At 39.9% G+C, this 20,074-nt stretch carries 32 protein-coding genes and 1 riboswitch; of the genes, 3 read left to right on the forward strand and 29 right to left on the reverse strand.

What is annotated here, in order from left to right; all coding sequences use genetic code 11:
* Positions 1–82: 82 nt before the first annotated feature.
* The 13 genes from NSQ76_RS16120 to NSQ76_RS16180 all read right to left on the reverse strand — a co-directional run bounded on the left by NSQ76_RS16120 (position 83) and on the right by NSQ76_RS16180 (position 5,971).
* Entirely contained in the window at positions 83–748 is a 666-nt protein-coding gene (locus NSQ76_RS16120) for a dUTP diphosphatase (RefSeq protein ID WP_341054832.1), read from the reverse strand.
* Entirely contained in the window at positions 736–969 is a 234-nt protein-coding gene (locus NSQ76_RS16125) for a hypothetical protein (RefSeq protein WP_144739497.1), read from the reverse strand. The genes NSQ76_RS16120 and NSQ76_RS16125 overlap by 13 nt, the downstream gene beginning before the upstream one ends.
* Positions 970–1,297: 328 nt before the next feature.
* Positions 1,298–1,456 carry a BH0509 family protein gene (locus NSQ76_RS16130; RefSeq protein WP_341054835.1) on the reverse strand — a complete coding sequence of 53 codons (159 nt, stop codon included), beginning with the start codon at positions 1,454–1,456 and terminating at the stop codon, positions 1,298–1,300.
* Positions 1,453–1,668, reverse strand: a complete 216-nt coding sequence (locus NSQ76_RS16135) for a hypothetical protein (protein ID WP_144531709.1) — start codon at positions 1,666–1,668, stop codon at positions 1,453–1,455. Before NSQ76_RS16135 ends, NSQ76_RS16130 begins: the two co-directional genes overlap by 4 nt.
* Positions 1,665–2,993, reverse strand: coding sequence for a replicative DNA helicase (gene dnaB, locus NSQ76_RS16140; RefSeq protein ID WP_144739501.1), 1,329 nt, complete (start codon positions 2,991–2,993; stop codon positions 1,665–1,667). The genes NSQ76_RS16135 and dnaB overlap by 4 nt, the downstream gene beginning before the upstream one ends.
* Positions 2,990–3,349: a replicative helicase loader/inhibitor gene (locus NSQ76_RS16145; RefSeq protein ID WP_144739503.1), complete on the reverse strand. Its 360-nt coding sequence runs from the start codon at positions 3,347–3,349 to the stop codon at positions 2,990–2,992. The genes dnaB and NSQ76_RS16145 overlap by 4 nt, the downstream gene beginning before the upstream one ends.
* Positions 3,342–4,130 (reverse strand): Replication protein O, encoded by a 789-nt coding sequence (locus NSQ76_RS16150; RefSeq protein WP_341054839.1) that lies wholly within the window; start codon positions 4,128–4,130, stop codon positions 3,342–3,344. Before NSQ76_RS16150 ends, NSQ76_RS16145 begins: the two co-directional genes overlap by 8 nt.
* Positions 4,131–4,141: 11 nt before the next feature.
* Positions 4,142–4,543: a hypothetical protein gene (locus NSQ76_RS16155; RefSeq protein ID WP_144739507.1), complete on the reverse strand. Its 402-nt coding sequence runs from the start codon at positions 4,541–4,543 to the stop codon at positions 4,142–4,144.
* A 167-nt stretch (positions 4,544–4,710) separates the two neighbouring features.
* On the reverse strand, positions 4,711–4,947 hold the full coding sequence (locus NSQ76_RS16160) for a hypothetical protein (RefSeq protein WP_144739509.1): 237 nt from the start codon (positions 4,945–4,947) through the stop codon (positions 4,711–4,713).
* 57 nt (positions 4,948–5,004) lie between these two features.
* Complete coding sequence (locus tag NSQ76_RS16165; protein WP_341054842.1) at positions 5,005–5,256, reverse strand: hypothetical protein; 252 nt, start codon at positions 5,254–5,256, stop codon at positions 5,005–5,007.
* Positions 5,253–5,420: a hypothetical protein gene (locus NSQ76_RS16170; RefSeq protein ID WP_186365176.1), complete on the reverse strand. Its 168-nt coding sequence runs from the start codon at positions 5,418–5,420 to the stop codon at positions 5,253–5,255. Before NSQ76_RS16170 ends, NSQ76_RS16165 begins: the two co-directional genes overlap by 4 nt.
* 78 nt (positions 5,421–5,498) lie before the next feature.
* Complete coding sequence (locus tag NSQ76_RS16175) at positions 5,499–5,768, reverse strand: group-specific protein (protein WP_144739513.1); 270 nt, start codon at positions 5,766–5,768, stop codon at positions 5,499–5,501.
* The gene (locus NSQ76_RS16180) at positions 5,768–5,971 is read right to left on the reverse strand and encodes a helix-turn-helix domain-containing protein (RefSeq protein WP_341054844.1); all 204 of its coding nucleotides are present in this window, start codon (positions 5,969–5,971) and stop codon (positions 5,768–5,770) included. Before NSQ76_RS16180 ends, NSQ76_RS16175 begins: the two co-directional genes overlap by 1 nt.
* A gap of 301 nt (positions 5,972–6,272) precedes the next feature.
* On the opposite strand from NSQ76_RS16180, the gene NSQ76_RS16185 reads away from it, so the two are divergent.
* The 3 genes from NSQ76_RS16185 to NSQ76_RS16195 are packed head-to-tail and all read left to right on the forward strand — an operon-like array spanning position 6,273 to position 8,340.
* Positions 6,273–6,692 (forward strand): helix-turn-helix domain-containing protein, encoded by a 420-nt coding sequence (locus NSQ76_RS16185; RefSeq protein WP_341054847.1) that lies wholly within the window; start codon positions 6,273–6,275, stop codon positions 6,690–6,692.
* An 18-nt stretch (positions 6,693–6,710) separates the two neighbouring features.
* Positions 6,711–7,154 carry an ImmA/IrrE family metallo-endopeptidase gene (locus NSQ76_RS16190; RefSeq protein ID WP_144739519.1) on the forward strand — a complete coding sequence of 148 codons (444 nt, stop codon included), beginning with the start codon at positions 6,711–6,713 and terminating at the stop codon, positions 7,152–7,154.
* Positions 7,155–7,188: 34 nt separating this feature from the next.
* The gene (locus NSQ76_RS16195) at positions 7,189–8,340 is read left to right on the forward strand and encodes a site-specific integrase (RefSeq protein ID WP_144739521.1); all 1,152 of its coding nucleotides are present in this window, start codon (positions 7,189–7,191) and stop codon (positions 8,338–8,340) included.
* A gap of 78 nt (positions 8,341–8,418) precedes the next feature.
* Here the strand turns inward: NSQ76_RS16195 and sufB are convergent, their stop codons facing one another.
* From sufB to NSQ76_RS16275, 16 genes are all read right to left on the reverse strand, one after another.
* Positions 8,419–9,816: a Fe-S cluster assembly protein SufB gene (sufB, locus tag NSQ76_RS16200; protein WP_007500362.1), complete on the reverse strand. Its 1,398-nt coding sequence runs from the start codon at positions 9,814–9,816 to the stop codon at positions 8,419–8,421.
* 17 nt (positions 9,817–9,833) lie between these two features.
* Positions 9,834–10,280 (reverse strand): Fe-S cluster assembly sulfur transfer protein SufU, encoded by a 447-nt coding sequence (gene sufU / locus NSQ76_RS16205; RefSeq protein WP_012011181.1) that lies wholly within the window; start codon positions 10,278–10,280, stop codon positions 9,834–9,836.
* A complete protein-coding gene (locus NSQ76_RS16210; protein WP_169055662.1) occupies positions 10,270–11,490 on the reverse strand; it encodes a cysteine desulfurase in 1,221 nt (406 codons plus the stop codon). Before NSQ76_RS16210 ends, sufU begins: the two co-directional genes overlap by 11 nt.
* Positions 11,490–12,803, reverse strand: coding sequence for a Fe-S cluster assembly protein SufD (gene sufD / locus NSQ76_RS16215; RefSeq protein WP_024423399.1), 1,314 nt, complete (start codon positions 12,801–12,803; stop codon positions 11,490–11,492). The genes NSQ76_RS16210 and sufD overlap by 1 nt, the downstream gene beginning before the upstream one ends.
* An 18-nt stretch (positions 12,804–12,821) precedes the next feature.
* Entirely contained in the window at positions 12,822–13,607 is a 786-nt protein-coding gene (gene sufC, locus NSQ76_RS16220; protein ID WP_007500355.1) for a Fe-S cluster assembly ATPase SufC, read from the reverse strand.
* A 213-nt stretch (positions 13,608–13,820) separates the two neighbouring features.
* Entirely contained in the window at positions 13,821–13,955 is a 135-nt protein-coding gene (locus NSQ76_RS16225; protein ID WP_254965641.1) for a hypothetical protein, read from the reverse strand.
* A gap of 215 nt (positions 13,956–14,170) precedes the next feature.
* Positions 14,171–14,539 carry a carboxymuconolactone decarboxylase family protein gene (locus NSQ76_RS16230; protein WP_003212803.1) on the reverse strand — a complete coding sequence of 123 codons (369 nt, stop codon included), beginning with the start codon at positions 14,537–14,539 and terminating at the stop codon, positions 14,171–14,173.
* Between the two features lie 103 nt (positions 14,540–14,642).
* Entirely contained in the window at positions 14,643–15,464 is an 822-nt protein-coding gene (gene metQ, locus NSQ76_RS16235; protein WP_024423400.1) for a methionine ABC transporter substrate-binding lipoprotein MetQ, read from the reverse strand.
* Between the two features lie 14 nt (positions 15,465–15,478).
* The gene (locus NSQ76_RS16240; protein ID WP_024423401.1) at positions 15,479–16,147 is read right to left on the reverse strand and encodes a methionine ABC transporter permease; all 669 of its coding nucleotides are present in this window, start codon (positions 16,145–16,147) and stop codon (positions 15,479–15,481) included.
* Positions 16,140–17,165: a methionine ABC transporter ATP-binding protein gene (locus tag NSQ76_RS16245; protein WP_024423402.1), complete on the reverse strand. Its 1,026-nt coding sequence runs from the start codon at positions 17,163–17,165 to the stop codon at positions 16,140–16,142. The genes NSQ76_RS16240 and NSQ76_RS16245 overlap by 8 nt, the downstream gene beginning before the upstream one ends.
* A gap of 153 nt (positions 17,166–17,318) precedes the next feature.
* Positions 17,319–17,427, reverse strand: a riboswitch (SAM riboswitch).
* Positions 17,428–17,529: 102 nt separating this feature from the next.
* The gene (locus NSQ76_RS16250; RefSeq protein ID WP_024423403.1) at positions 17,530–17,871 is read right to left on the reverse strand and encodes an SCP2 sterol-binding domain-containing protein; all 342 of its coding nucleotides are present in this window, start codon (positions 17,869–17,871) and stop codon (positions 17,530–17,532) included.
* Between the two features lie 120 nt (positions 17,872–17,991).
* Positions 17,992–18,294 (reverse strand): thioredoxin family protein, encoded by a 303-nt coding sequence (locus tag NSQ76_RS16255; RefSeq protein ID WP_025094138.1) that lies wholly within the window; start codon positions 18,292–18,294, stop codon positions 17,992–17,994.
* Positions 18,295–18,306: 12 nt separating this feature from the next.
* On the reverse strand, positions 18,307–18,651 hold the full coding sequence (locus NSQ76_RS16260; protein ID WP_024423404.1) for a toprim domain-containing protein: 345 nt from the start codon (positions 18,649–18,651) through the stop codon (positions 18,307–18,309).
* 131 nt (positions 18,652–18,782) lie between these two features.
* Positions 18,783–19,019, reverse strand: a complete 237-nt coding sequence (locus NSQ76_RS16265) for a YusG family protein (RefSeq protein ID WP_024423405.1) — start codon at positions 19,017–19,019, stop codon at positions 18,783–18,785.
* 44 nt (positions 19,020–19,063) lie between these two features.
* The gene (gene gcvH / locus NSQ76_RS16270; RefSeq protein ID WP_008347039.1) at positions 19,064–19,447 is read right to left on the reverse strand and encodes a glycine cleavage system protein GcvH; all 384 of its coding nucleotides are present in this window, start codon (positions 19,445–19,447) and stop codon (positions 19,064–19,066) included.
* Between the two features lie 66 nt (positions 19,448–19,513).
* On the reverse strand, positions 19,514–19,870 hold the full coding sequence (locus NSQ76_RS16275) for an arsenate reductase family protein (protein WP_034623889.1): 357 nt from the start codon (positions 19,868–19,870) through the stop codon (positions 19,514–19,516).
* Between the last annotated feature and the right edge of the window lie 204 nt (positions 19,871–20,074).

Genomic DNA, 20,074 nt, shown 5'->3' on the forward strand with positions numbered 1-20,074 from the left:
TTTATATGCATGATCGCTAAAGCGGACAGCGATCCGAACACAATATAAAAGATTAGTAGTCGTTTAACGATAGCAAAATCCATCAATACCCCTCCTGCTGCCGCAAATGATTGACGGCGTTCTTTTTCATGTACGCATCTTCTATTTCTTTAGGGGTAAAACCAAGTGCTTTTCCTAGCTCGTTAAATCCATTAAAGATTTTTCTATAGTGGTGATAAGCCATACCAAGATCATCAATCTCCGTAAATAGGAATGCAACGCTTTTGAAGACACCTAGAAACGCTTTTTCTACACTCACTTCTTTGATGATTCTACTCACTAAGTTCACATTACAAATACGTGATGAATAACCAATTCTATTTCCAATGCTCAAAATGAAATGTAAACAGTCCACGTATTCTTCTAAGAGTGGGTTTTTTGTTCCTGTTGTTCCTGTTCCATTGCATTCATCACATTTGATGTATTCGTGTCCTCCGCTGCCTTCTGCGTCCTCTGCGACCCATTCGTAATTTATATCGCCAGTTCCCATGCAAAGGAAACACTCTACCAACCTTACGGTGCATGGTTGTTGGTCTTCGCTCCAAAATTTAAAGCCTCGCCACTCGTTAGCACACTCCCCTAGCTCCACTTGTAACGCCAAGATAAGTCCGGGCAGAAGGCCTTGACCTTCTAGCCCTTTTTCTTCAATGATTTTCCTGTCTAACTCTGCTTGCATTTCAAACATTTTTAACATTCTTAAAGGGTGCATTCTGCTATCTCCTTTAGGTCTGCGTATTTTGCTATATGACCACATTTATTTTCCCAAGTGTGAACACTTCCATAAAAGCCATCTTCGGCATGTTGCGTGAGTTGAGTCTCGCCCATTTCGCATCTGCATGAAGGGCATTCCCAAAGTACATTCAATCCTCTAAATCCGATCAAGTAACCATTTGAATCACGATCGGGAATAGTTATTTTTTTGGTGTTCATTCCGCTCCTTCTTTCTCTGAATTGCTTTTAATCATCTTTCTTTTTGACATAGCCCTATACTTTTTAAGCTCATTAGGATAATTTGATGCTTCAAGATATAGACCATAATGAAAAGGGCAAATATCAGCGCCGTTTATTGTTTTGCTGCATTCTTCGCACAAAGGTAAATCACAGCTCATGTCATTACCGTTTTCTATGCTTTCTTTAAATAGCTTATAGTCCCTAAAAAAGATCGCTGTCCTATGATATTCGACTATATAGTCACATAGCCGCTTCGCCTCTCTTGTTTTACAAAAGGCACAAGGGTTACTAAAGATCGTTGGCTCGTTCATACTTCATGGGGAACGTTAAGTAAATATTGTTTTTCTAGTTCCTGGTCATTCATTTTCTCGTAAAATTCCCGTGAATACCCTCGCCCGATAACTGTTAACCATTCAATTAAAAATTGTCTTTGATCTTCTGTTAACCGCTCTTTTCTGTTGCTCATATGCCCGATTCCTCCAATTGAATTTTTGTATGATAGTGCTTCAAATGATCATTCATTCTCGAATGAAATTTCGGTTGTAAGTAAAAGAAAAGTTTTTCTTCTTGATCCGTCATTTTTATCACTGCCTTTTCGTAAACAAGAAATTCGATCAGCAATATTAAGGCGTACTGATTGAGCTTTATCGCCTCTTTATACCAATCTTTGACCGTCATGCCGATTCCCTATATTCCAGGTTAACGAATTTGTTATATTCTTTAACGAACGCTAGTGAAACCGTACCGACTGGACCGTTACGCTGTTTAGCAATAATGATTTCAATAATGTTCTTATTCTCTGTTTCTTTGTCGTAATAGTCATCACGATAGAGAAATGCGATAACATCAGCGTCTTGCTCGATCTGCCCCGATTCTCTAATGTCTGACATCATAGGGCGCTTCTCCTGGCGTTGTTCAACTCCACGTGAAAGCTGACTCAATGCAATGACAGCAATGTCTAATTCCCTTGCCATTTGCTTGAGCATACGGCTTATTTCTCCGATTTCTGCTTGTCTGTTTCCTCTATGGACTGGATTGCCGACGATCAATTGCAGATAGTCAATAATGATCATCATGTCCTTGCCTTCAAATTCCCGTTTCATCTTGCGAGCCTTTGCCCAAATGTCATTTATCGTCATGCCTGGTTGATCAAATATTCTAAGAGCGGCACAATCTAAAACCCCGTTCACTTTGCTTAATCTGCCCCACTCATCAGCGTTTAAATTACTCGTGCGGATGGATTGAGCGTTAATGTTACCGATGCTTGATTGCATCCGTTTTATTAATTGCTTACGTGACATTTCAAGCGAAAAGATGCCAACCGCTCCGCCTTTACCTAAATTAAGCGGGTTTTCCATGAAATTGCTTGCTACATTCAAACAAAAGGCGGTTTTTCCTACGGATGGACGAGCGGCGACAATTATAAATTCTTGCCGCTGAAAACCCGACGTCATTCGGTCCAATTCAGTAAAACCACTAGGCATACCAGTTACATCACCTTTAGGCGTTTCTAACTCTTGATAGATTTCAACTAGGTCATTATTGATAGACCCGTCATCGTCCGTGCCTGTCGCATCCTCTAAACTCATGAGAGAGCTTATACCCTCTTGTATGGTTTGGCTCGTATCGTCGCTGTTGGAAGATTCTTTAAGTTTGACACCAACTTTCGCAATCTCTCGCTTTTTCCAATAATCAATAATTAGATTTTCATAGAATGCTTGTTTTGCTGTAGTGATTGAGGCATTCATCAATTCAGTTAAGTATTTTCTTCCGCCGATCCCCTTTAGGTTTTCTCGTCCCACATGTTCAATAACTGACACTATGTCGATAGGATCGCCATTTTTATCAAGCTCTTGAAAGGCTTTGTAAATGGATTGGTTTTGCTGTCGATAGAAATGAATTGGCTTGAGCTGTGAATATTTGATCAAATCCGGCTCTTGTAAGATTGCGCCTAGATATTGTTGTTCCGCTTCGTCGTTGAAATAAAATATGTTTCCTGTCATGACGGTTCACCTATTCCAAGCAATTTTCGTATCTTTGCTTTATGCTGCTCGATCTGTTCTAGTTCTTCTTGGGTTGGTTCAGCCTTGTCCAGTTCAGAAAGATAGCTTTGAGTTTCCTCAACGTTCGGTATGGCTGCGGACCGATCTGTTCTTGTTTCTTTCGCTTTGATTAGATCAGCAACTTTTGGCGGAAACTGATTGTATTTCACATAAACGATCAAATTCGCCTCGATCCGCTCGTAATTCTCGGGCTTTAAGATTCTAGCCCATGCGTCTAGCTTTGTTTGATCAAACTCAAAATGCTCATAATATGTCTTGATTAGTTTAAGTAACTCTAATGTTTCTGCTTTAGTCATCTGTCAAATCAAACTCCTTTTCATTCACAGCCGCTTTTCTCTTTGCTGCTTCTCTTTCGCTTTTAATTCTTACGGTCAATTTATCGAATTGCTTTCTAAGGCTTGCAGGACTCAATATATTTGATTTCCAAAAACTATCTTTTTGCGTCCAGTTAATCAAATATTTCACCTGTGCATCTGTCCGCTTGTCGATCTGCCTAATTAACCTAAAATCACTCGCCCATTTTTCCAGGTTCGGTTTTTTAGCTTGCGAATTATTTTCGAGGATTCTTTGATAAAGCAAATTGGCATTCTCCATGTCACAAGGTTCGTACTTGTGACGAGAATTATTTATCTTCTTTTCATTCTTATCATTCTTTACATTCTTGTTTGTGGTCATTTGATGGTCTTTTGATGGTCTTTTGATGGTCAGACTGTTGTCGTTTTCGGAAGCCCCATCTTGATAAATAGCCCAATTATCAATGCTTACAATGCTGAATTTGTTGGTCTTTTTTATTGTCAAATATCCCATTTCTTGAAGCTGTTCCAACCAACGAAAAATTGTCTTTTCTCCCTTTACCCTGTCCTTAGATTTAAGACCGGTATTGTACATGTCCATCAAAGCAAAACGACCTGTCACAAAATCACCTGGCTTTAGCTTCACTTTTTGTCTACCCACTATCTGATCATGTTCCGTATGTGAAGCCTCTGTTAGACATATTAGCCATAACCTTAATAACTGCGGATCATTGAAAATTGGGTTACTTCTAATCTTCCTATGCAACTTGATCCAACCGACCATTTGAAATCACCTTACTTTAGAAAATTTACATTTTGTCTGTATGCTGCCTCACCCATCAAATAGCGGAAACCTTCCACGAATCCAGTTACAAAAGCATCTTCAATTTCAAGACTTGCTTTTGCTGCGTGAGCGTCATCAAGGTCATTCAATAGCTTTACAAGATCGTTTGCATGAGATAACCATCCTTCTAATTTCTCGTACAAATCATCTACTTTCTCTTGCGTCTGTAAAGTAGCATCAGACCATTCGATCTCTGTTCCTTCCGTTTCATGAATTGTTTTGGCAGCAACAAATTTTAAGACGGAAACCATGCCCGCATCATAGAATTGAGCCTCTTTATCTTCTTGACGTCCGATATGCTGTAACTTCGCTCTAACTTTAGAAACGGTTGCAGGTGTACCCATTAATTTCATTTGAAAAATCCCCTTTTTATCTCAAATTTGATTATTGTATTTTTTTGTTAATCATGTTAAAGTCGAATCAATATGGGGAAGCTCCTAAACTTCCCGTACCTTCCTTACTTGCATGACCCTATAATGTACAAGTAAGAAAATTGACTGATCCCGAGCGGATCAGTTTTTTATTTTCCCACGCTATCGCCGCTCCACAATGCATCAGTACGCCCTATGAAATGTTCGCAAGCTCTGCAATACGCTTTTGAACCTCCATAATGTAATAACGAATCATACATTGCGTGCTGATCTTCTTCCAAATCTCCATTGGAATTGTAATAGACGGTAGCTGAACCCGTGACCCTTTCTTTAGTAAAAAAGCCCGTTTCACTCTTGCAGCTTGGACAAACGATTTTATTAGTCATGTTTGTACCTCCTATAAATCTATTTAATGTGATGAAAATCATGAGCGGCATGACTCCTTATTCCCCGAAAAAACCGGCAATAATGATGATGCTAATGAATGTTAAAATCATGAAAACAGCTTGTCCCGTTGACTCCTTTTTTGCTAGAATCAGATTCCCTTGAATGCTCAAGTCATCATTTTTTTTGACTAACATAGGAATGACAAAATCGGGTACTTTTAGATGAGTCGCTGCATCCTCAATTTGCATGGTTTGGTTTTTGCAGGCTTTGACGGTATGCAATAACTCGATATGTTTTGGTAGACTCATAGTTTTTCAGCCCCCCAATTACCCGTACGAAAGGTTGGTGACGGTTTTAATTCCTCCCGATAGATAATAGGATGCTTTTCTATATACGCTTCGAGTTCTTCTTTCGTCATTTTCCATACTTTCACCGGACCAGGTGCATAAGGATTTTTTGTATTGATGTTCATTTTTATTTCCTCCTATCAATTCGGATTTATAAATATATAATTTGCGTCATTCCCCACTTGAGGGGAACAATCGAAACTTTATCCCCTAGATTGTTCTTTCAACCAATTTATTAAAAACTGTTCGCATTCTTTTGCGGGAAAAAGCCATTTTGTGCCGACTCGATATTTTGGAAACCTCGGGTCATAAAAAAATGTTTCTTTTATGAAGTTGAGACTCATGTTTGTTTGCTTACACAGTTCTTTTGTGTCCCAAAATGTAACCCTGTGTTCAATCGCTTCAAGTCTTTTTGAAAGCTCTTTTGACACCTGTTCTTCTAAGAGGTTTTGATCAATTTCAAAAGTGATCATTAATCCCATCCACCCCTCTCGGATATTCCTAATATTTTGCAAATGTGTTTAGCGTGTTCTTGTGCTTTTCTTCCCGTTTTTTTACCGTTGATGATGTCGCTGATATAAGGGGCAGACACACCCAACATTTTTGCTAACTGCTTTTGCGTCATACCTTGCACATACATTTCCGACTTAACTCTAGCGGCTGTGAGAAATTGCATTTAAAGTCTTGCCTCCTTCCAAAAAATATAAAAAGCTAATTAATTAGCTAAATTCCATTGACCTTTTTATGCGTATAGTTTAATATATACCCATAGCTAAATAAGACTTTAAAAAGCCTGTAATTGTACATTTCATTGCTCCCCAGCGTCTAAAATGTATTATTCGTAGGTCGTATTTTTTATTGTCTTTTAGCTAACTAATTAGCTTATGTCACCAATATTAAACTATAAGCATAATTTAATCAAGTGTTTTTATGCTTAAAATTTAATTTTGTTTGACTAGCTCATAAGGATGGTTGATATGACGGTTTTTGACAAAGTGAAAGAGTTATGTAACGAAAGGAAAATTTCAATCAATGAGTTAGAAAATTCTTTAGGATATTCAAAGAACACACTATACAGATTAAAAACTCAAATTCCTGGGGCTGATAAACTCCAAAAAATTGCAGACTATTTTGACGTGTCAACGGATTATCTTTTAGGGCGCACAGAAGTTAAAAGAAGTGTTGAATTAACGGAAAAGGATGAGAAAGACATACAAAAGGAATTGCAAAACATTATAAACGGACTTGAAGGAAATAGTTATGCAGCGTTTGATGGTCAAATTCTTGATGATATGGAAGAAGAAGATAAGGAACTTTTAATCGCTAGTCTTGAGAACACTTTGAGAATAGCAAAGAAAATAGCAAAACAAAAATACACTCCTAAAAAATATAGATAAGGGATGATATTTTAAATCATGGGCGATATTACTGAAATTGTTTCAAAATTACAAAGTAAATTTAAGTCATCTGATCCTTTTTTCATTGCAAACAAACTTAACATCATTACAATTCATGAAGATTTAGGGAATACCCTGGGATATTACAGCAAACATTTTCGCACAAAATTTATTCATATCAATGAAAAAGCAAGTGAAAAATGTGGTTACTTTGTTTGCGCCCACGAACTAGGGCATGCTTTACTTCATAGTGAATCTAATACTCCTTTTTTAAAAAGAAACACTTTCTTTTCAACTGAAAAAATTGAACTGGAAGCAAACTTTTTCGCCATGCATTTACTGTTTTCTTCCGTTCAAAGGGGTATTACTTATTGTGAATTCAAAGAATATGGCATTCCGAAAGAACTTGTACAAAATTACCGCAGTATTTTTTTAAGCAAAAAACCGAACAAACGTTCTTAAAAAATCTGAAAATAAAAGCAAGGAGTGAACTATCTTGGCTAGTTTCAGACAACACGAAAACGGTACGTGGGAATATAGAATTAGATATAAAGATAAAAGAACGGAAAAGTATAAAGAGAAATCAAAAAGGGGATTTAAAACAAAAAAAGAAGCTAGGATTGCTGCGGAAAAAACGGCAAACGATCTTGCATATGTTGGTTTTGATTCAACAAACGAAACAGTCGGGGGGTACTTTCCCGTTTGGTTAGAAGTATATAAAAAACCATCCGTAAAAAAAACTACCTACTCTTTACAAGAAAGAACTATCAGAATCAATATTCTACCTAGATGGGAACATTATCGTTTAAGAGATATTGAACGGAATGAATATCAAAAATGGTTAAATGAATTGATTGAAAAGTATAGCGAAGGAACTATAAGAAGAATTCACAGTATAATGAACTCAGCTTTAAATGAAGCTGTACATGATTTTAGAATCCTTCGAGAAAACCCGTTAATCAATATAAAAATACCTAAAAAGAAGGAGGAGAAAAAAGCATTAAAATTCTTTTCTCTTTCACAAACTGAAAGATTTTTAAATCAAGTAAAAACACCTGTTAAGAATGCAAAATATTCACAATCAATTCAGTATTACGTCCTTTTCACTTTAATTGCAAGAACAGGTTTACGGATTGGAGAGGCTCTTGCATTAACATGGGATGATATAAATTTAAAAGATGGAGAGTTAACAGTTGATAAAACTCTTATATATCCCTTGAATACTCAACCTTACATTTCAACACCTAAAACACAATCTAGTTACAGAACAATAAAACTTGATGATCACACAGTATCGTTATTGAAAAAACACCGAGTTAACAGACACGAAGTCGTTTTGATGTACACCAATTATGTTCAGCCGGAAAATAACATTGTGTTCTTTCAACATGAGGGCAAATGGTTAAAAACAAATGTTGTGAGAGAGTATTTTAAAGAAGTCTGTAAAAGGGCGAATCTTCCCGTTCTGTCTCCACATGCTTTAAGACACAGCCATGCTGTACACCTTTTAGAAGCTGGCGTGAATATTAAATATGTATCAGAACGGTTAGGGCATTCTAGTATAAAAACAACCGCAGATAAGTATCTCCATGTCACCAAAAAAATTGAGGACCAAGCAATGGAAATGTATCTGCGGTATGTTCAATAATTAAATTTTGTGGGTGTTTTGTGGGTGCTTGATAAAAATGTAATGCCTAAACACCTTTAATCCCCGGTATATCAACGGTTAACCTATACTACCTTCCATTTCAAACTTAATCAAACGGTTCATTTCAACGGCGTATTCCATTGGCAATTCTTTTGTGAATGGCTCGATGAAGCCCATGACGATCATTTCTGTTGCTTCTTCTTCAGAAATTCCGCGGCTCATCAAGTAGAATAGCTGTTCTTCTGATACTTTTGATACTTTTGCTTCGTGCTCTAATGAAATGTTGTCGTTTAAGATTTCATTGTAAGGGATCGTATCAGATGTTGATTTGTTATCCATGATGAGTGTATCACACTCGATGTTTGAGCGTGCACCCTCTGCTTTGCGTCCGAAGTGAACGATTCCGCGGTATGTTACTTTACCGCCTTGTTTCGAAATCGATTTCGATACGATCGTTGAAGATGTGTTTGGTGCAAGGTGAATCATTTTCGCACCTGCATCTTGGTGCTGACCTTTACCTGCAAGGGCAATACTTAATGTCATACCACGAGCGCCTTCACCTTTTAGGATGACCGCTGGGTATTTCATTGTCAGCTTAGAACCGATGTTTCCATCAATCCATTCCATTGTTGCATTCTCTTCACATACTGTACGTTTTGTCACAAGGTTGAAGACGTTGTTTGCCCAGTTTTGAATCGTTGTATAACGGCAGTAGCCGCCTTTTTTAACGATGATTTCAACAACCGCACTGTGAAGTGAGTTTGTTGTGTAAACTGGAGCTGTACAGCCTTCTACATAATGCACATGTGCGCCTTCGTCAACGATGATCAGTGTACGTTCGAACTGACCCATGTTTTCAGAGTTGATACGGAAGTATGCTTGAAGTGGAGTATCTACTTTTACGCCTTTTGGTACGTAGATAAATGAACCACCAGACCATACAGCCGAGTTAAGCGCAGCAAATTTGTTGTCAGTCGGAGGAATGACTTTTGCCCAGTGCTCACGGAAGATGTCTTCGTTCTCTTTTAATGCGCTGTCTGTATCTTTAAACACAATTCCTAGATCTTCAAGGTCCTGCTTCATGTTGTGATACACAACTTCAGATTCATACTGAGCAGATACACCTGCTAAATATTTTTGCTCTGCTTCTGGAATACCAAGCTTATCAAAGGTTTGTTTGATTTCTTCTGGTACTTCATCCCAAGAACGCTCAGAGCGCTCTGATGGCTTTACGTAGTACGTAATTTCATCAAAGTTTAATGCATTTAAATCTCCGCCCCATTGTGGCATCGGCATGTTGTAAAAGTGCTCAAGAGATTTCAAACGGAAGTCGAGCATCCACTGAGGCTCTTCTTTCATACGAGAAATTTCTTCAACGATCTCTTTTGTTAGTCCGCGCTCTGAACGGAAAATGGAAACGTCTTTATCAGAAAAGCCGTATTTATATTCACCAACATCTGGCATTTTTTTAGCCATCCATTTTCACTCCAATCTTATGATTTGCCGTTATCTTCGGCAGATGCGCCTTTTTCAAGCGCCTTCCAGGATAATGTTGCACATTTTATGCGGGCTGGGAATTTTGCCACTCCCTGCAGCGCCTCAATGTCACCAAGATCAATGGAATCGTCGTATTCTTTTCCTAGCATCATATCGGAGAAAATCTGAGACATTTTCAAAGCTGTTTCAATATCTTTCCCTTTAATTGCCTGCGTCATCATAGAGGCAGATGCCATCGAAATCGAGCATCCTTCTCCTTCAAATTTCGCATCCGTGACTTTTTCGTCTTCGATTTTCATCGTGAGACGAATGCGGTCACCACACGTTGGGTTGTTCATATCGACGACAATGCTGTCGTTTAACACACCTTTGTTTCTCGGATTTTTATAATGATCCATAATCACTTGTCTGTACAGTGTATCTAAGTTTACATTAAAAGACATTCGTAAAATACTCCTTTGTCTTACGGAGCGCTGCAATAAGTTGGTCAATCTCTTCTTCTGTATTATACAGATAGAAGCTTGCTCTTGCAGTCGCTGATACACCAAGCCATTTCATGAGCGGCTGTGCACAGTGGTGTCCAGCACGAATGGCGACACCTTCCGTATCCAGAACAGTTGACGCATCATGCGGATGGACGTCGTCTAAGTTAAACGTCACAAGCCCAGCTCGGTGCTGCGGTCCATAAACAGTCGCACCGTCAAGCTCTTTAAAGCGCTCAAGCGCGTAAGTCGCAAGCTGATGCTCGTAACGGCTGACTTCCTCCATACCAATATCATTTAAGAAGTCAATTGCTTTTCCTAGTCCAACTGCTCCAGCAATAATCGGTGTTCCCGCTTCAAATTTCCACGGCAGCTCTTTCCATGTAGAATCATATAGATCCACAAAGTCGATCATTTCACCGCCAAACTCAGCAGGCTCCATATTATTCAAAAGGTCCTTCTTCCCGTAAAGCACACCGATGCCAGTCGGTCCACACATTTTATGTCCAGAGAATGCGAAAAAGTCACAATCTAGATCCTGAACATCAATTTGCATGTGCGGGGTGCTTTGCGCACCGTCGACGACAATGATTGCCCCATGATCGTGGGCAATTTTGGCGATCTCTTTAATCGGGTTGATGGTTCCTAATACGTTTGAGACATGTGTGACTGCGACAATTTTCGTTTGATGTGTGATCGTTTGCTTCACATCTTCAAGCGATAGCGTGCCGTCTTCCTGTAACGGAATGTATTTCAATGTGGCGCCAGTTGCTTTTGCCGCTTGCTGCCAAGGGATGATATTCGCATGATGCTCCATATGCGTAATGACAATCTCATCGCCTTCTTTGAGGTTTGCTCTAGCATAGCTGATCGCCACTGTGTTTAGTGCAGTTGTTGTACCTCTAGTAAAAATAATCTCCTGGACAGATGAAGCACGGATGAATGCACGAACTTTCTCTCTCGCACCCTCGTATGCGTCCGTTGCTCTTGTGCCAAGGGTATGAACACCCCGGTGGACGTTCGAGTTGTAAGACCGGTAATACTCATTCATTGCATCAATGACCACTCTTGGTTTTTGAGAAGTCGCTGCACTGTCCAAATACACCAAATCATGTCCGTTCACTTGCTGATGAAGGATTGGAAATTGCTCACGAACGTCTTTGATATTCATTATTTTACTTTCCTTTCAATCACAGAAATCAGCTGCTTTTTAACTCCTTCAATCGGCAGTTCTTTCACAACTGGATTTAAGAAGCCATAAATCACAAGTCTTTCTGCATCTTCTTTGGAAATCCCCCGGCTCATGAGGTAGTACAATTGAATTGGATCAACACGTCCAACAGAAGCGGCGTGCCCTGCTGTCACATCATCTTCATCAATTAAAAGAATTGGGTTTGCGTCACCGCGTGCTTTCTCACTCAGCATGAGGACACGTGATTCCTGCTCTGCATTTGACTTTGTTGCGCCATGCTCGATTTTACCAATCCCGTTAAAGATAGAGGATGCTTGATCCTTCATCACACCATGCTTCAAGATATACCCTTCAGAGTTTTTACCGAAGTGGATGATGCTTGTTGTGAAGTTTTCTGTTTGGTTTCCTCGGCCGACAACTACTGATTTCGTATCACCGAATGTACCGTCGCCCATCAGTTTTGTGATGTTTTCAGACACGACGTCTCCATCATTCATCAGGCCAAGCGCCCATTCGATTTTACTGTCACGGCCATTTGCCATACCGCGTCTGTTCACATATACTGTGACACCTTCTGCAAGGTTATCTACAGCACCGTATGTGACGCGGGCGTTAGCGCCTGTGAACACTTCAGAAACGATATTGAAGATCGCTTCTTCCGGTTTTGCTGTACTGATGTAGTTTTCTACATATGTTACAGCACTATGATCGTCTGCTACGACGATGACATGGTTGAACAAAGTCGTTTCATCATTTTCATGAAGATAAACAGCTTGAATTGGTGCTTCAAGCTCTACGTTTTTCGGTACATAGAGGAAAGCTCCGCCATTCACTAAAGCAGCATGTAAAGCTGTTAGTTTATGCTCATCCACTTTCACTGCATCTGTCATGAAGTATTGTTTCACTAAATCTCCATGCTCACGAATCGCTGTATGAAGATCAGTGAAGATCACACCTTTGTCTTTTGCTTCAGCTGAAAGAGACAAATAGGCCGGCGTTTGATCACGCTGAATGTAAACTGTCTTATCTGTGTCCTCTAAATCAATCAGAGATTTCACTTCTTCTGGAAGCTCTTCTAATGATCCAAATGGCGCACTTTCGACTGTATGCTGTTTGAAATTCGTTAAATTCCATTTTGAAATATTCGTTTTGTCAGGCTTTGGCATTGGGAGGTCTTCTGCTTTTTCAAGAGCCTGTAAGCGAAGGGAGCTCATCCATGCCGGTTCCTGATGCTTCTCGGAGAAGCTTTTGACATAATCTTGATCTACTGATAATTTCGTTTCTAATGTCATCAATAATCCTCCTAACGCTTACGCTTCTTGACCAACAGTTTCGTCTTCAATTCCTAACTCTTTTTTAATCCAGTCATAGCCTTCTGCTTCTAGACGCTGCGCGAGTTCTGGTCCGCCAGATTTCACGATACGACCTTGCATCATGACATGAACGTGATCTGGTGTGATGTAGTTCAGTAGACGCTGATAGTGAGTGATCATTAAGCAGCCGAAGCTTTCTCCGCGCATTTTGTTAATTCCTTTAGAAACAACTTTCAAGGCATCGATATCAAGACCAGAATCGATTTCGTCAAGGATGGCGATCTTTGGTTCAATCATCATTAATTGAAGAATTTCGTTGCGTTTTTTCTCCCCGCCTGAGAAACCTTCATTTAAGTAGCGCTGTGCCATATCTGGGTCCATTTCAAGGAACTCCATGTTTTCGTCCATTTTGCGGATGAATTTCATAAGAGAGATTTCATCGCCTTCTTCTCTGCGTGCGTTAATTGCAGAACGAAGGAAGTCAGCATTTGTAACACCGCTGATTTCAGATGGGTATTGCATCGCAAGGAAAAGACCAGCTTGAGCGCGCTCATCTACTTCCATTTCAAGGACATCTTCGCCATCAAGCAAGATGCTCCCTTTTGTTACTTCATATTTAGGGTGACCCATAATGGCAGCAGATAAAGTAGATTTACCTGTTCCGTTTGGTCCCATTACTGCGTGGAATTCTCCACCTTTTATCTCGAGGTTTACACCCTTTAAGATTTCTTTCCCTTCAATCTCAACGTGCAAGTCCTTAATTGTTAATGTCGAAGCAGTCATATATCGATACCTCCAAAATAATCATTATTCTCAATTTATTCTCATTCTAATTTTATAACAAATTAAAACTGAATACAACACATTCACGATAAGCGTGAGAGGATGCTCTCAAAATTCTAACAAAAAAAGCAGGTAGATAAAAGGATTTATGTCGAAAAGACTGTTTTCATAAAGAAAGGGCGGGAAACTGTTCTCCCCGCCCCTCAGCTATTATTAGCCTCGTATATTCATTTTTGCGAGCTGTCTTTTCTCATCTCGATAGGACTGCTCTCGTTTATATTCCACTTTCATCCTTAAGTCATGGTCTCTTTCGTACTCTGCATAGCTCATGCCATGAGCTTGATGCATGGCCTTTTCCATCTCGGCGGTATAATCCAATCCCAGTGTACTATGGTCCGAACAAATAATAAACCATTCCCTTCCTTGAGTGTAGCTTTATTGTAGCAAACGTATGCGGCTTCACTCAAAAGGGATATGACACCTTATGCTGGCATATTTTCTCACACAATCGGATGAGAAGCGCTCAACTCCCTGAGATGGAAAAATACCGTGTTTTGCTTCCCTTAATGCGTCTGTCCTCCAAATTCATCAATACATTGCTGAACGACAGTGATTCCTTGGCTTAGTGCTGCCCCGCCGCCAAAAGCTGCCGCCACGCTGACAACCTCCAGCAAATTCTCTTCTGTCGCCCCTTGATCGAGCGCTCCTTTTGTATGATAAATCATGCAGTATTCATCCTGCGCATGAATACTGATACCGAGGGCAATCATTTGTTTTTCCTTTTGCGTTAATGAATCGCTTTGGAAGCACTGCTCCGTAAATTCATTGAATTTCTTTCCAAACACCGGCATTTTCTTCTGGAATTCACCCATTGCGGTTTTATAATCAGTCAGTGATTGCTGCATGGATCCGCTCATATGCTGTTCATTCATCTTGATTCCATCCCTTCAGGTCATTTGTACGTTTTTATTATGAGCGAGATTTGAAAAAATACACAAAAAACCTCGCTTCTATCAAAGCGAGGTTGAAATGTTGTTACTCAGATACAGGCAATACTGCACCGTCATATTTTTTGTCGATGAATTCTTTGATTTTATCAGAGTGAAGAACTTCCATTAATGCCTTGATCTTATCTGATTTTTCGTCACCTTTGCGAACCGCAACGATGTTTGCATATGGGTTGTTCTTTGTTTGCTCAAGTTCGATTGAATCTTTTTTCGGATTCAATTTATTTTGGATCGCATAGTTGACGTTGATAAATACAGCATCGCCTTCACTGTTTTCATAAGCTTTCGCAGTTAATTCAGGCGCGATTTTTTTGAATTTTAGGTTCTTTGGGTTTTCTTTAATGTTCTTTACTGTTGCGTTAATTGTATCAACCTTCGGATCAAGCTTGATGACACCAGCATTTTGCAGCAGGGCAAGCATACGGCCTTGTTCAGCTACGTTGTTTGTCATGATGATTGTGCCGCCGTTTGGAATATCTTTTACTGATTTGTATTTCTTAGAGTAGATACCGAAAGGCTCAAGGTGAACCGCACCAGCACTCACTAGGTTATAATCTTTGTTTGATTTATTTTCTTCGTTTAAGTAAGGGATATGTTGGAAAAAGTTCGCATCCACTTCTTTTTCAGCTAACGCTTTGTTGTACATTTTATAATCGCTAAGCACTTTCACTTTTAAATCGTAGCCTTTTTCTTTTAGAAGTGGTTTTGCTTCTTCAAGAATTTCGGCATGCGGCGTTTTTGAAGCGGCAACCGTAATGGTTTTGCTTTCACTTGCGTTATTAGATGAACCGCACGCAGCTAAAATACCTGCAAATGCTAGAAATAGTGCACTTAAAATCAATTTCTTCATGAATAAATCCTCCCTTAACGTTTATCAATTTTATTTGTAATCAAATCACCGATTATTTGAATAATAAAGACGATGATGAGAATAAACACAGTAGCTACAAGTGTGACATCTGTATTACCAGATTGGTACCCTTCCACATAGGCGAGGTCACCAAGTCCGCCTGCTCCAATTGCACCTGCAATCGCAGTAGAGCCAATCAGAGCAATTGCTGTTACGGTAATACCTGAAATAAGGGCTGGCAATGATTCTGGCAGCAATACTTTGAAAATGATTGTCGACGTTTTTGCTCCCATTGATCGTGCTGCTTCAATGACTCCTTTATCTACCTCACGCAGTGCAATTTCGACAAGACGTGCATAGAATGGAGCTGACCCTATGACAAGGGCAGGGAGTGCTGCATTTGGGCCAAGAATCGTATGCATTAAGAATTTCGTAAACCCTAGTAATAAAATAATTAAAATGATAAAAGGAATCGATCTGAAAATATTGACGACAGCGCCGATGACAGCATTTATCGGTTTATTTTCCCAAAGACCGCCTTTTCCTGTAAGGAAGAGCAGGAGCCCTAAGATAATCCCGATTGCAAAAGCAAATGCCAATGAAATCAGTGTCATATACACCGTTTCACCTGTTGCACTCCAGATGACGTCTAAATCAACGTTCGGAAACCATTTCTCAAACATGTGTCATCACCTCGATTTCAACCTGTTTGCTTTGGATATAGGCGATGGCTTTTTCTACCTCAGTCTCTTCTCCATTAATGTGGATAAAGAGCGTTCCAAACGCGCCTTCCTGCGTTTGAGAAATCTTCCCTTGAAGGATATTCACATCGACATTGAAGGATCGAATGATTTCAGTGATCAGCGGCTGCTCGGCAGAGTCTCCAATAAAGGACAACCGTACGACCTGACCTTCTTTTACACGTTCTAAGACGTGCTCGATTGTTTCTTTCGCTTCCTCTGGTTCTGCAAGCTGTTTCACAAATCGTTTCGTCATTTCTTCCTTTGGCTGTCTGAAGACGCGTAATACTTCGCCTTCTTCGACAATGCGTCCATTTTCCATGACCGCGACGCGATGACAAATTTTGCGAATGACGTGCATTTCATGTGTAATGAGCACAATCGTGAGCCCTAACCGTTTATTGATATCCGCCAAAAGCTCAAGGATCGAATCGGTCGTTTGCGGATCTAGCGCAGATGTCGCTTCGTCACATAGAAGAACCTTGGGATCATTCGCTAATGCTCTCGCAATGCCGACACGCTGTTTTTGCCCGCCGCTCAGCTGAGACGGATATGCATTTTCTTTTCCTTCTAAACCGACCAATTTAATCAGTTCATTCGCACGCTCTCTCCGTTTCGATGTCGGTACACCTGCGATCTCAAGCGGGAACATAATGTTTTGTCTCACCGTTCTTGACCAAAGTAAATTAAAGTGCTGGAAGATCATGCTGATTTCTTGTCTTGCTTTCCGAAGTTTCGCATTTGATACTTCATTGATCCGGTTGCCTGCCACTTCAACAATTCCTTCTGTTGGCAGCTCCAGACCGTTTAATAGGCGAATAAGCGAGCTTTTCCCTGCACCGCTATACCCGATAATTCCGAATATTTCACCTTTATCAATATCCAAGTTGACGTCTTTCACGGCATCAACATTTCCGCTTTTTGAATGGTACGTTTTTGATACATTCTGTAAATGGATCACAGTCTGATCACCTGCTTTCTTGCTGAACTATAGGTTTCCATCACATACGTTATTTATTCTTCTTTCTGTCATGACTCTAGCCTGGCGCCAGGTCAGTAAAAAAGACCTAACTGCAACGCAAGCAGAAAGGCCTTTTATGTCAATTACGCCTTTCTCTCATCTTTCAAAGCGCTGCGGCTTTGAGTGAATTGGCACCAATTTCAGCTATGCTGACGGTTGCCGGGTTTCATAGGGCACGTCCCTCCACCTCTCTTAATAAGAGAAAATATGTTGTTTTATGTGATGTTCATGTTTTTACTAACGTAGAATATCATGCTACCCGAGATATGTCAACGCTGTAAATCGCTAATTTCCAAGTAAACAACTACGTTATCATTTTTCGAAAAAAACCGTTCGTCAGCCAAAGCACTGCCTCTAGTCTAAGGAGCGCACGGAATGACCCTTTCACTTTGACTTGTCCTCTGCTGATTAACTGCTGTAAGGACATATCTCCATCTAATAATTGAAGAATTTCTTTCCTCTCACCATAAAAGATGAGATCCGATAACTCAATTGCAGGTAGTTTCTTCACTTCACCACGTTCATCCACAATCAATGTACAAGAGTCAGTTTCCGCCTCAAATGTAATCTTCAAGGATGATGATGAGAGCAGCGGCTTTAATAATAAACGCTGCCCTGTGTTACCATGGGCTTTCACATTTTCCACATGTATAACCTCCCTGTCATTTGGTTATACATAACATTTCTCTACAAACATCGGCTTGTCCTTTATAAATAACTCGACAAATTTTCAAATGAATTTCTTGAAATATGACAAAAAACCGCTTTATTTAGCGGTTTCGATCATTTCATGAAGATATGGAACTGAGTGAAAGGCATAGCCTTTTTGCACCAATTCACCTTTTTTAAACAGGAGAAAGCAAGGAACACTCTCAATTTCAAATGCTTTCGCAAAGCCTGGTGAATAGTTTAAATTGTTTTCGTAAAATGGTACATCCGGCTGCATGGCGTCTACGACTGCCAGCATTTTCTTAGCCAGCTGGCATGTTCCGCAAAACGGTGTATATAAGTATAAAAGAAATAAATCGTCCTCTATCTCCGTGAATTCGTGTTCTTCAATTTCTTTCATATACGTCCACCCTCATAAATATTTCGAATGAACATCAATGTTTGCAGCTAATAGGATAGATGCAATGTGGGCTGACGGTGAAGCGGCCACTTCGCGGTACGTTCTGTCGACAAAAAGATGAAGTGCTTCAGGGAATTCTTTTCGAAATTGCTTCCGCAGTTTGTCGCCTGCATCGTCACTGTCAGCTAATATGTAAACGTCTTTCCCCACTAAATCGTCCACAAGCTGATCCAGCTTCGATGTACTGATCGTGCCATTGGTGCAAATGATGGTAACAGGTTCACTTATGACTTCTTTTAGCTTTTGTTTGTCTGTTTTACCTTCTACAATGATGACCTTTTCTATCTCGACATTCATCACGATCACCCGGCCCTTTTGACGTTGATTCACTTCTTCCTTAGATTACAATCTTTCATTCAGGTTGTAAAGATTGAGCGCCTCGTCATCAAAAAGACTGCAGCTTCTGTTCACTGCAGTCTCATCTGTGATTAGCACCAGCCATTTTCATCGTCACAGTCAACATATTTTTCTGTCCCATCGGTTAATGTATCCGTTAAACGATAAAAACGATTTTGATCATAGGAATATCCCGATTTCAGCTCATATTGGTTTTCACTAATCATCGTGCCAATCTCTTCATTTTGATGATAAAGCACCATGCCGCTTTCTTTGAATCGTCCAGTGACATGCTCTGTTATATCCACGTGTTCTTTTTGAAAAGACAAATTGGACACCCCCCATAAAGGTAGAGTGTCCAATTTCTCATGAATTAGTCTTCTTTTGTCATTTCTTCATATTGCTCAGCCGTCATTAAGTTCTCAATTTCAGAAGCATCAGCTGGTTCTACAACGATCATCCATGCTTTTTCGTATGGAGAGTCGTTGACGAATTCTGGGCTGTCATCCAGCTCATCGTTCACTTCAACGATTGTGCCATTGATCGGTGCATAAAGTTCAGAAACGGTTTTCACTGATTCTACACTTCCGAAAGGCTCGTCCGCTGTGATTTTGTCTCCTACTTCAGGAAGCTCAACGAACACGATATCGCCCAGCTCAGATTGAGCAAAATGCGTAATACCGATACGCACCTTATCTCCTTCTACTTTGACCCATTCATGTTCTTCTGAATAACGTAAATCTTTTGGTGTGCTCATTCAATACCCCTCCAGTCTTTTCTTACAATCTATATTGAAGATACCACAATCTGAATGAAAGTTACATCATTTCCAGACGCTTTTAAATGTATCTTCATTAAATCCTACCGTGACTCGTTTTCCGTCTGTTGTAATCGGGCGCTTAATCAGCATTCCGTTAGACGCGAGTAATTCTAGCTGCTCGTCCTCTGACATTGCAGGAAGTTGATCTTTCAGCTGCAGCTCCCGGTATTTTTGTCCGCTTGTATTAAAGAATTTCTTCAGCTCTAAACCGCTTTTTTCGTAAAGGGCTTTTATTGTTTCTTTATCAGGCGTCTCTTCGACGATATGTATGCTGTTGATGTCTTTATTGTGTGCTTCCAGCCACTTTTTTGCTTTTCGGCATGTACCGCAAGATGGGTATTCGTAAAAATCTAAAGCCACCATTTTCACCTCCTGCAAATTGTGACAACATTTTATCACAAAATATTTTAAAAACCTAAATGTATGCTTACAAAAAGGTGCGGAGTAGTATCCGCACCTTTCAGATTGTTGACAAAGGGCTAAAATGATCTTGATTTTAGCCCTTTGTCTTCTTTTCAGCGTGATAGAAAACCTTTGCAGTCTAGAAAGGACGAGCACCGGAGC

It is taken from the genome of Bacillus sp. FSL M8-0256 (assembly GCF_038005765.1).
Lineage (GTDB): Bacteria > Bacillota > Bacilli > Bacillales > Bacillaceae > Bacillus > Bacillus safensis.

Coding starts and splice junctions, on each gene's coding strand:
- NSQ76_RS16120 (WP_341054832.1), bottom strand. CDS start 748: ATGCACCCTTTAAGAATGTTAAAAATGTTTGAAATGCAAGCAGAGTTA.
- NSQ76_RS16125 (WP_144739497.1), bottom strand. CDS start 969: ATGAACACCAAAAAAATAACTATTCCCGATCGTGATTCAAATGGTTAC.
- NSQ76_RS16130 (WP_341054835.1), bottom strand. CDS start 1,456: ATGAGCAACAGAAAAGAGCGGTTAACAGAAGATCAAAGACAATTTTTA.
- NSQ76_RS16135 (WP_144531709.1), bottom strand. CDS start 1,668: ATGACGGTCAAAGATTGGTATAAAGAGGCGATAAAGCTCAATCAGTAC.
- dnaB (WP_144739501.1), bottom strand. CDS start 2,993: ATGACAGGAAACATATTTTATTTCAACGACGAAGCGGAACAACAATAT.
- NSQ76_RS16145 (WP_144739503.1), bottom strand. CDS start 3,349: ATGACTAAAGCAGAAACATTAGAGTTACTTAAACTAATCAAGACATAT.
- NSQ76_RS16150 (WP_341054839.1), bottom strand. CDS start 4,130: ATGGTCGGTTGGATCAAGTTGCATAGGAAGATTAGAAGTAACCCAATT.
- NSQ76_RS16155 (WP_144739507.1), bottom strand. CDS start 4,543: ATGAAATTAATGGGTACACCTGCAACCGTTTCTAAAGTTAGAGCGAAG.
- NSQ76_RS16160 (WP_144739509.1), bottom strand. CDS start 4,947: ATGACTAATAAAATCGTTTGTCCAAGCTGCAAGAGTGAAACGGGCTTT.
- NSQ76_RS16165 (WP_341054842.1), bottom strand. CDS start 5,256: ATGAGTCTACCAAAACATATCGAGTTATTGCATACCGTCAAAGCCTGC.
- NSQ76_RS16170 (WP_186365176.1), bottom strand. CDS start 5,420: ATGAACATCAATACAAAAAATCCTTATGCACCTGGTCCGGTGAAAGTA.
- NSQ76_RS16175 (WP_144739513.1), bottom strand. CDS start 5,768: ATGATCACTTTTGAAATTGATCAAAACCTCTTAGAAGAACAGGTGTCA.
- NSQ76_RS16180 (WP_341054844.1), bottom strand. CDS start 5,971: ATGCAATTTCTCACAGCCGCTAGAGTTAAGTCGGAAATGTATGTGCAA.
- NSQ76_RS16185 (WP_341054847.1), top strand. CDS start 6,273: ATGACGGTTTTTGACAAAGTGAAAGAGTTATGTAACGAAAGGAAAATT.
- NSQ76_RS16190 (WP_144739519.1), top strand. CDS start 6,711: ATGGGCGATATTACTGAAATTGTTTCAAAATTACAAAGTAAATTTAAG.
- sufB (WP_007500362.1), bottom strand. CDS start 9,816: ATGGCTAAAAAAATGCCAGATGTTGGTGAATATAAATACGGCTTTTCT.
- sufU (WP_012011181.1), bottom strand. CDS start 10,280: ATGTCTTTTAATGTAAACTTAGATACACTGTACAGACAAGTGATTATG.
- NSQ76_RS16210 (WP_169055662.1), bottom strand. CDS start 11,490: ATGAATATCAAAGACGTTCGTGAGCAATTTCCAATCCTTCATCAGCAA.
- sufD (WP_024423399.1), bottom strand. CDS start 12,803: ATGACATTAGAAACGAAATTATCAGTAGATCAAGATTATGTCAAAAGC.
- sufC (WP_007500355.1), bottom strand. CDS start 13,607: ATGACTGCTTCGACATTAACAATTAAGGACTTGCACGTTGAGATTGAA.
- NSQ76_RS16225 (WP_254965641.1), bottom strand. CDS start 13,955: ATGCATCAAGCTCATGGCATGAGCTATGCAGAGTACGAAAGAGACCAT.
- NSQ76_RS16230 (WP_003212803.1), bottom strand. CDS start 14,539: ATGAATGAACAGCATATGAGCGGATCCATGCAGCAATCACTGACTGAT.
- metQ (WP_024423400.1), bottom strand. CDS start 15,464: ATGAAGAAATTGATTTTAAGTGCACTATTTCTAGCATTTGCAGGTATT.
- NSQ76_RS16240 (WP_024423401.1), bottom strand. CDS start 16,147: ATGTTTGAGAAATGGTTTCCGAACGTTGATTTAGACGTCATCTGGAGT.
- NSQ76_RS16255 (WP_025094138.1), bottom strand. CDS start 18,294: ATGAAAGAAATTGAAGAACACGAATTCACGGAGATAGAGGACGATTTA.
- NSQ76_RS16260 (WP_024423404.1), bottom strand. CDS start 18,651: ATGAATGTCGAGATAGAAAAGGTCATCATTGTAGAAGGTAAAACAGAC.
- gcvH (WP_008347039.1), bottom strand. CDS start 19,447: ATGAGCACACCAAAAGATTTACGTTATTCAGAAGAACATGAATGGGTC.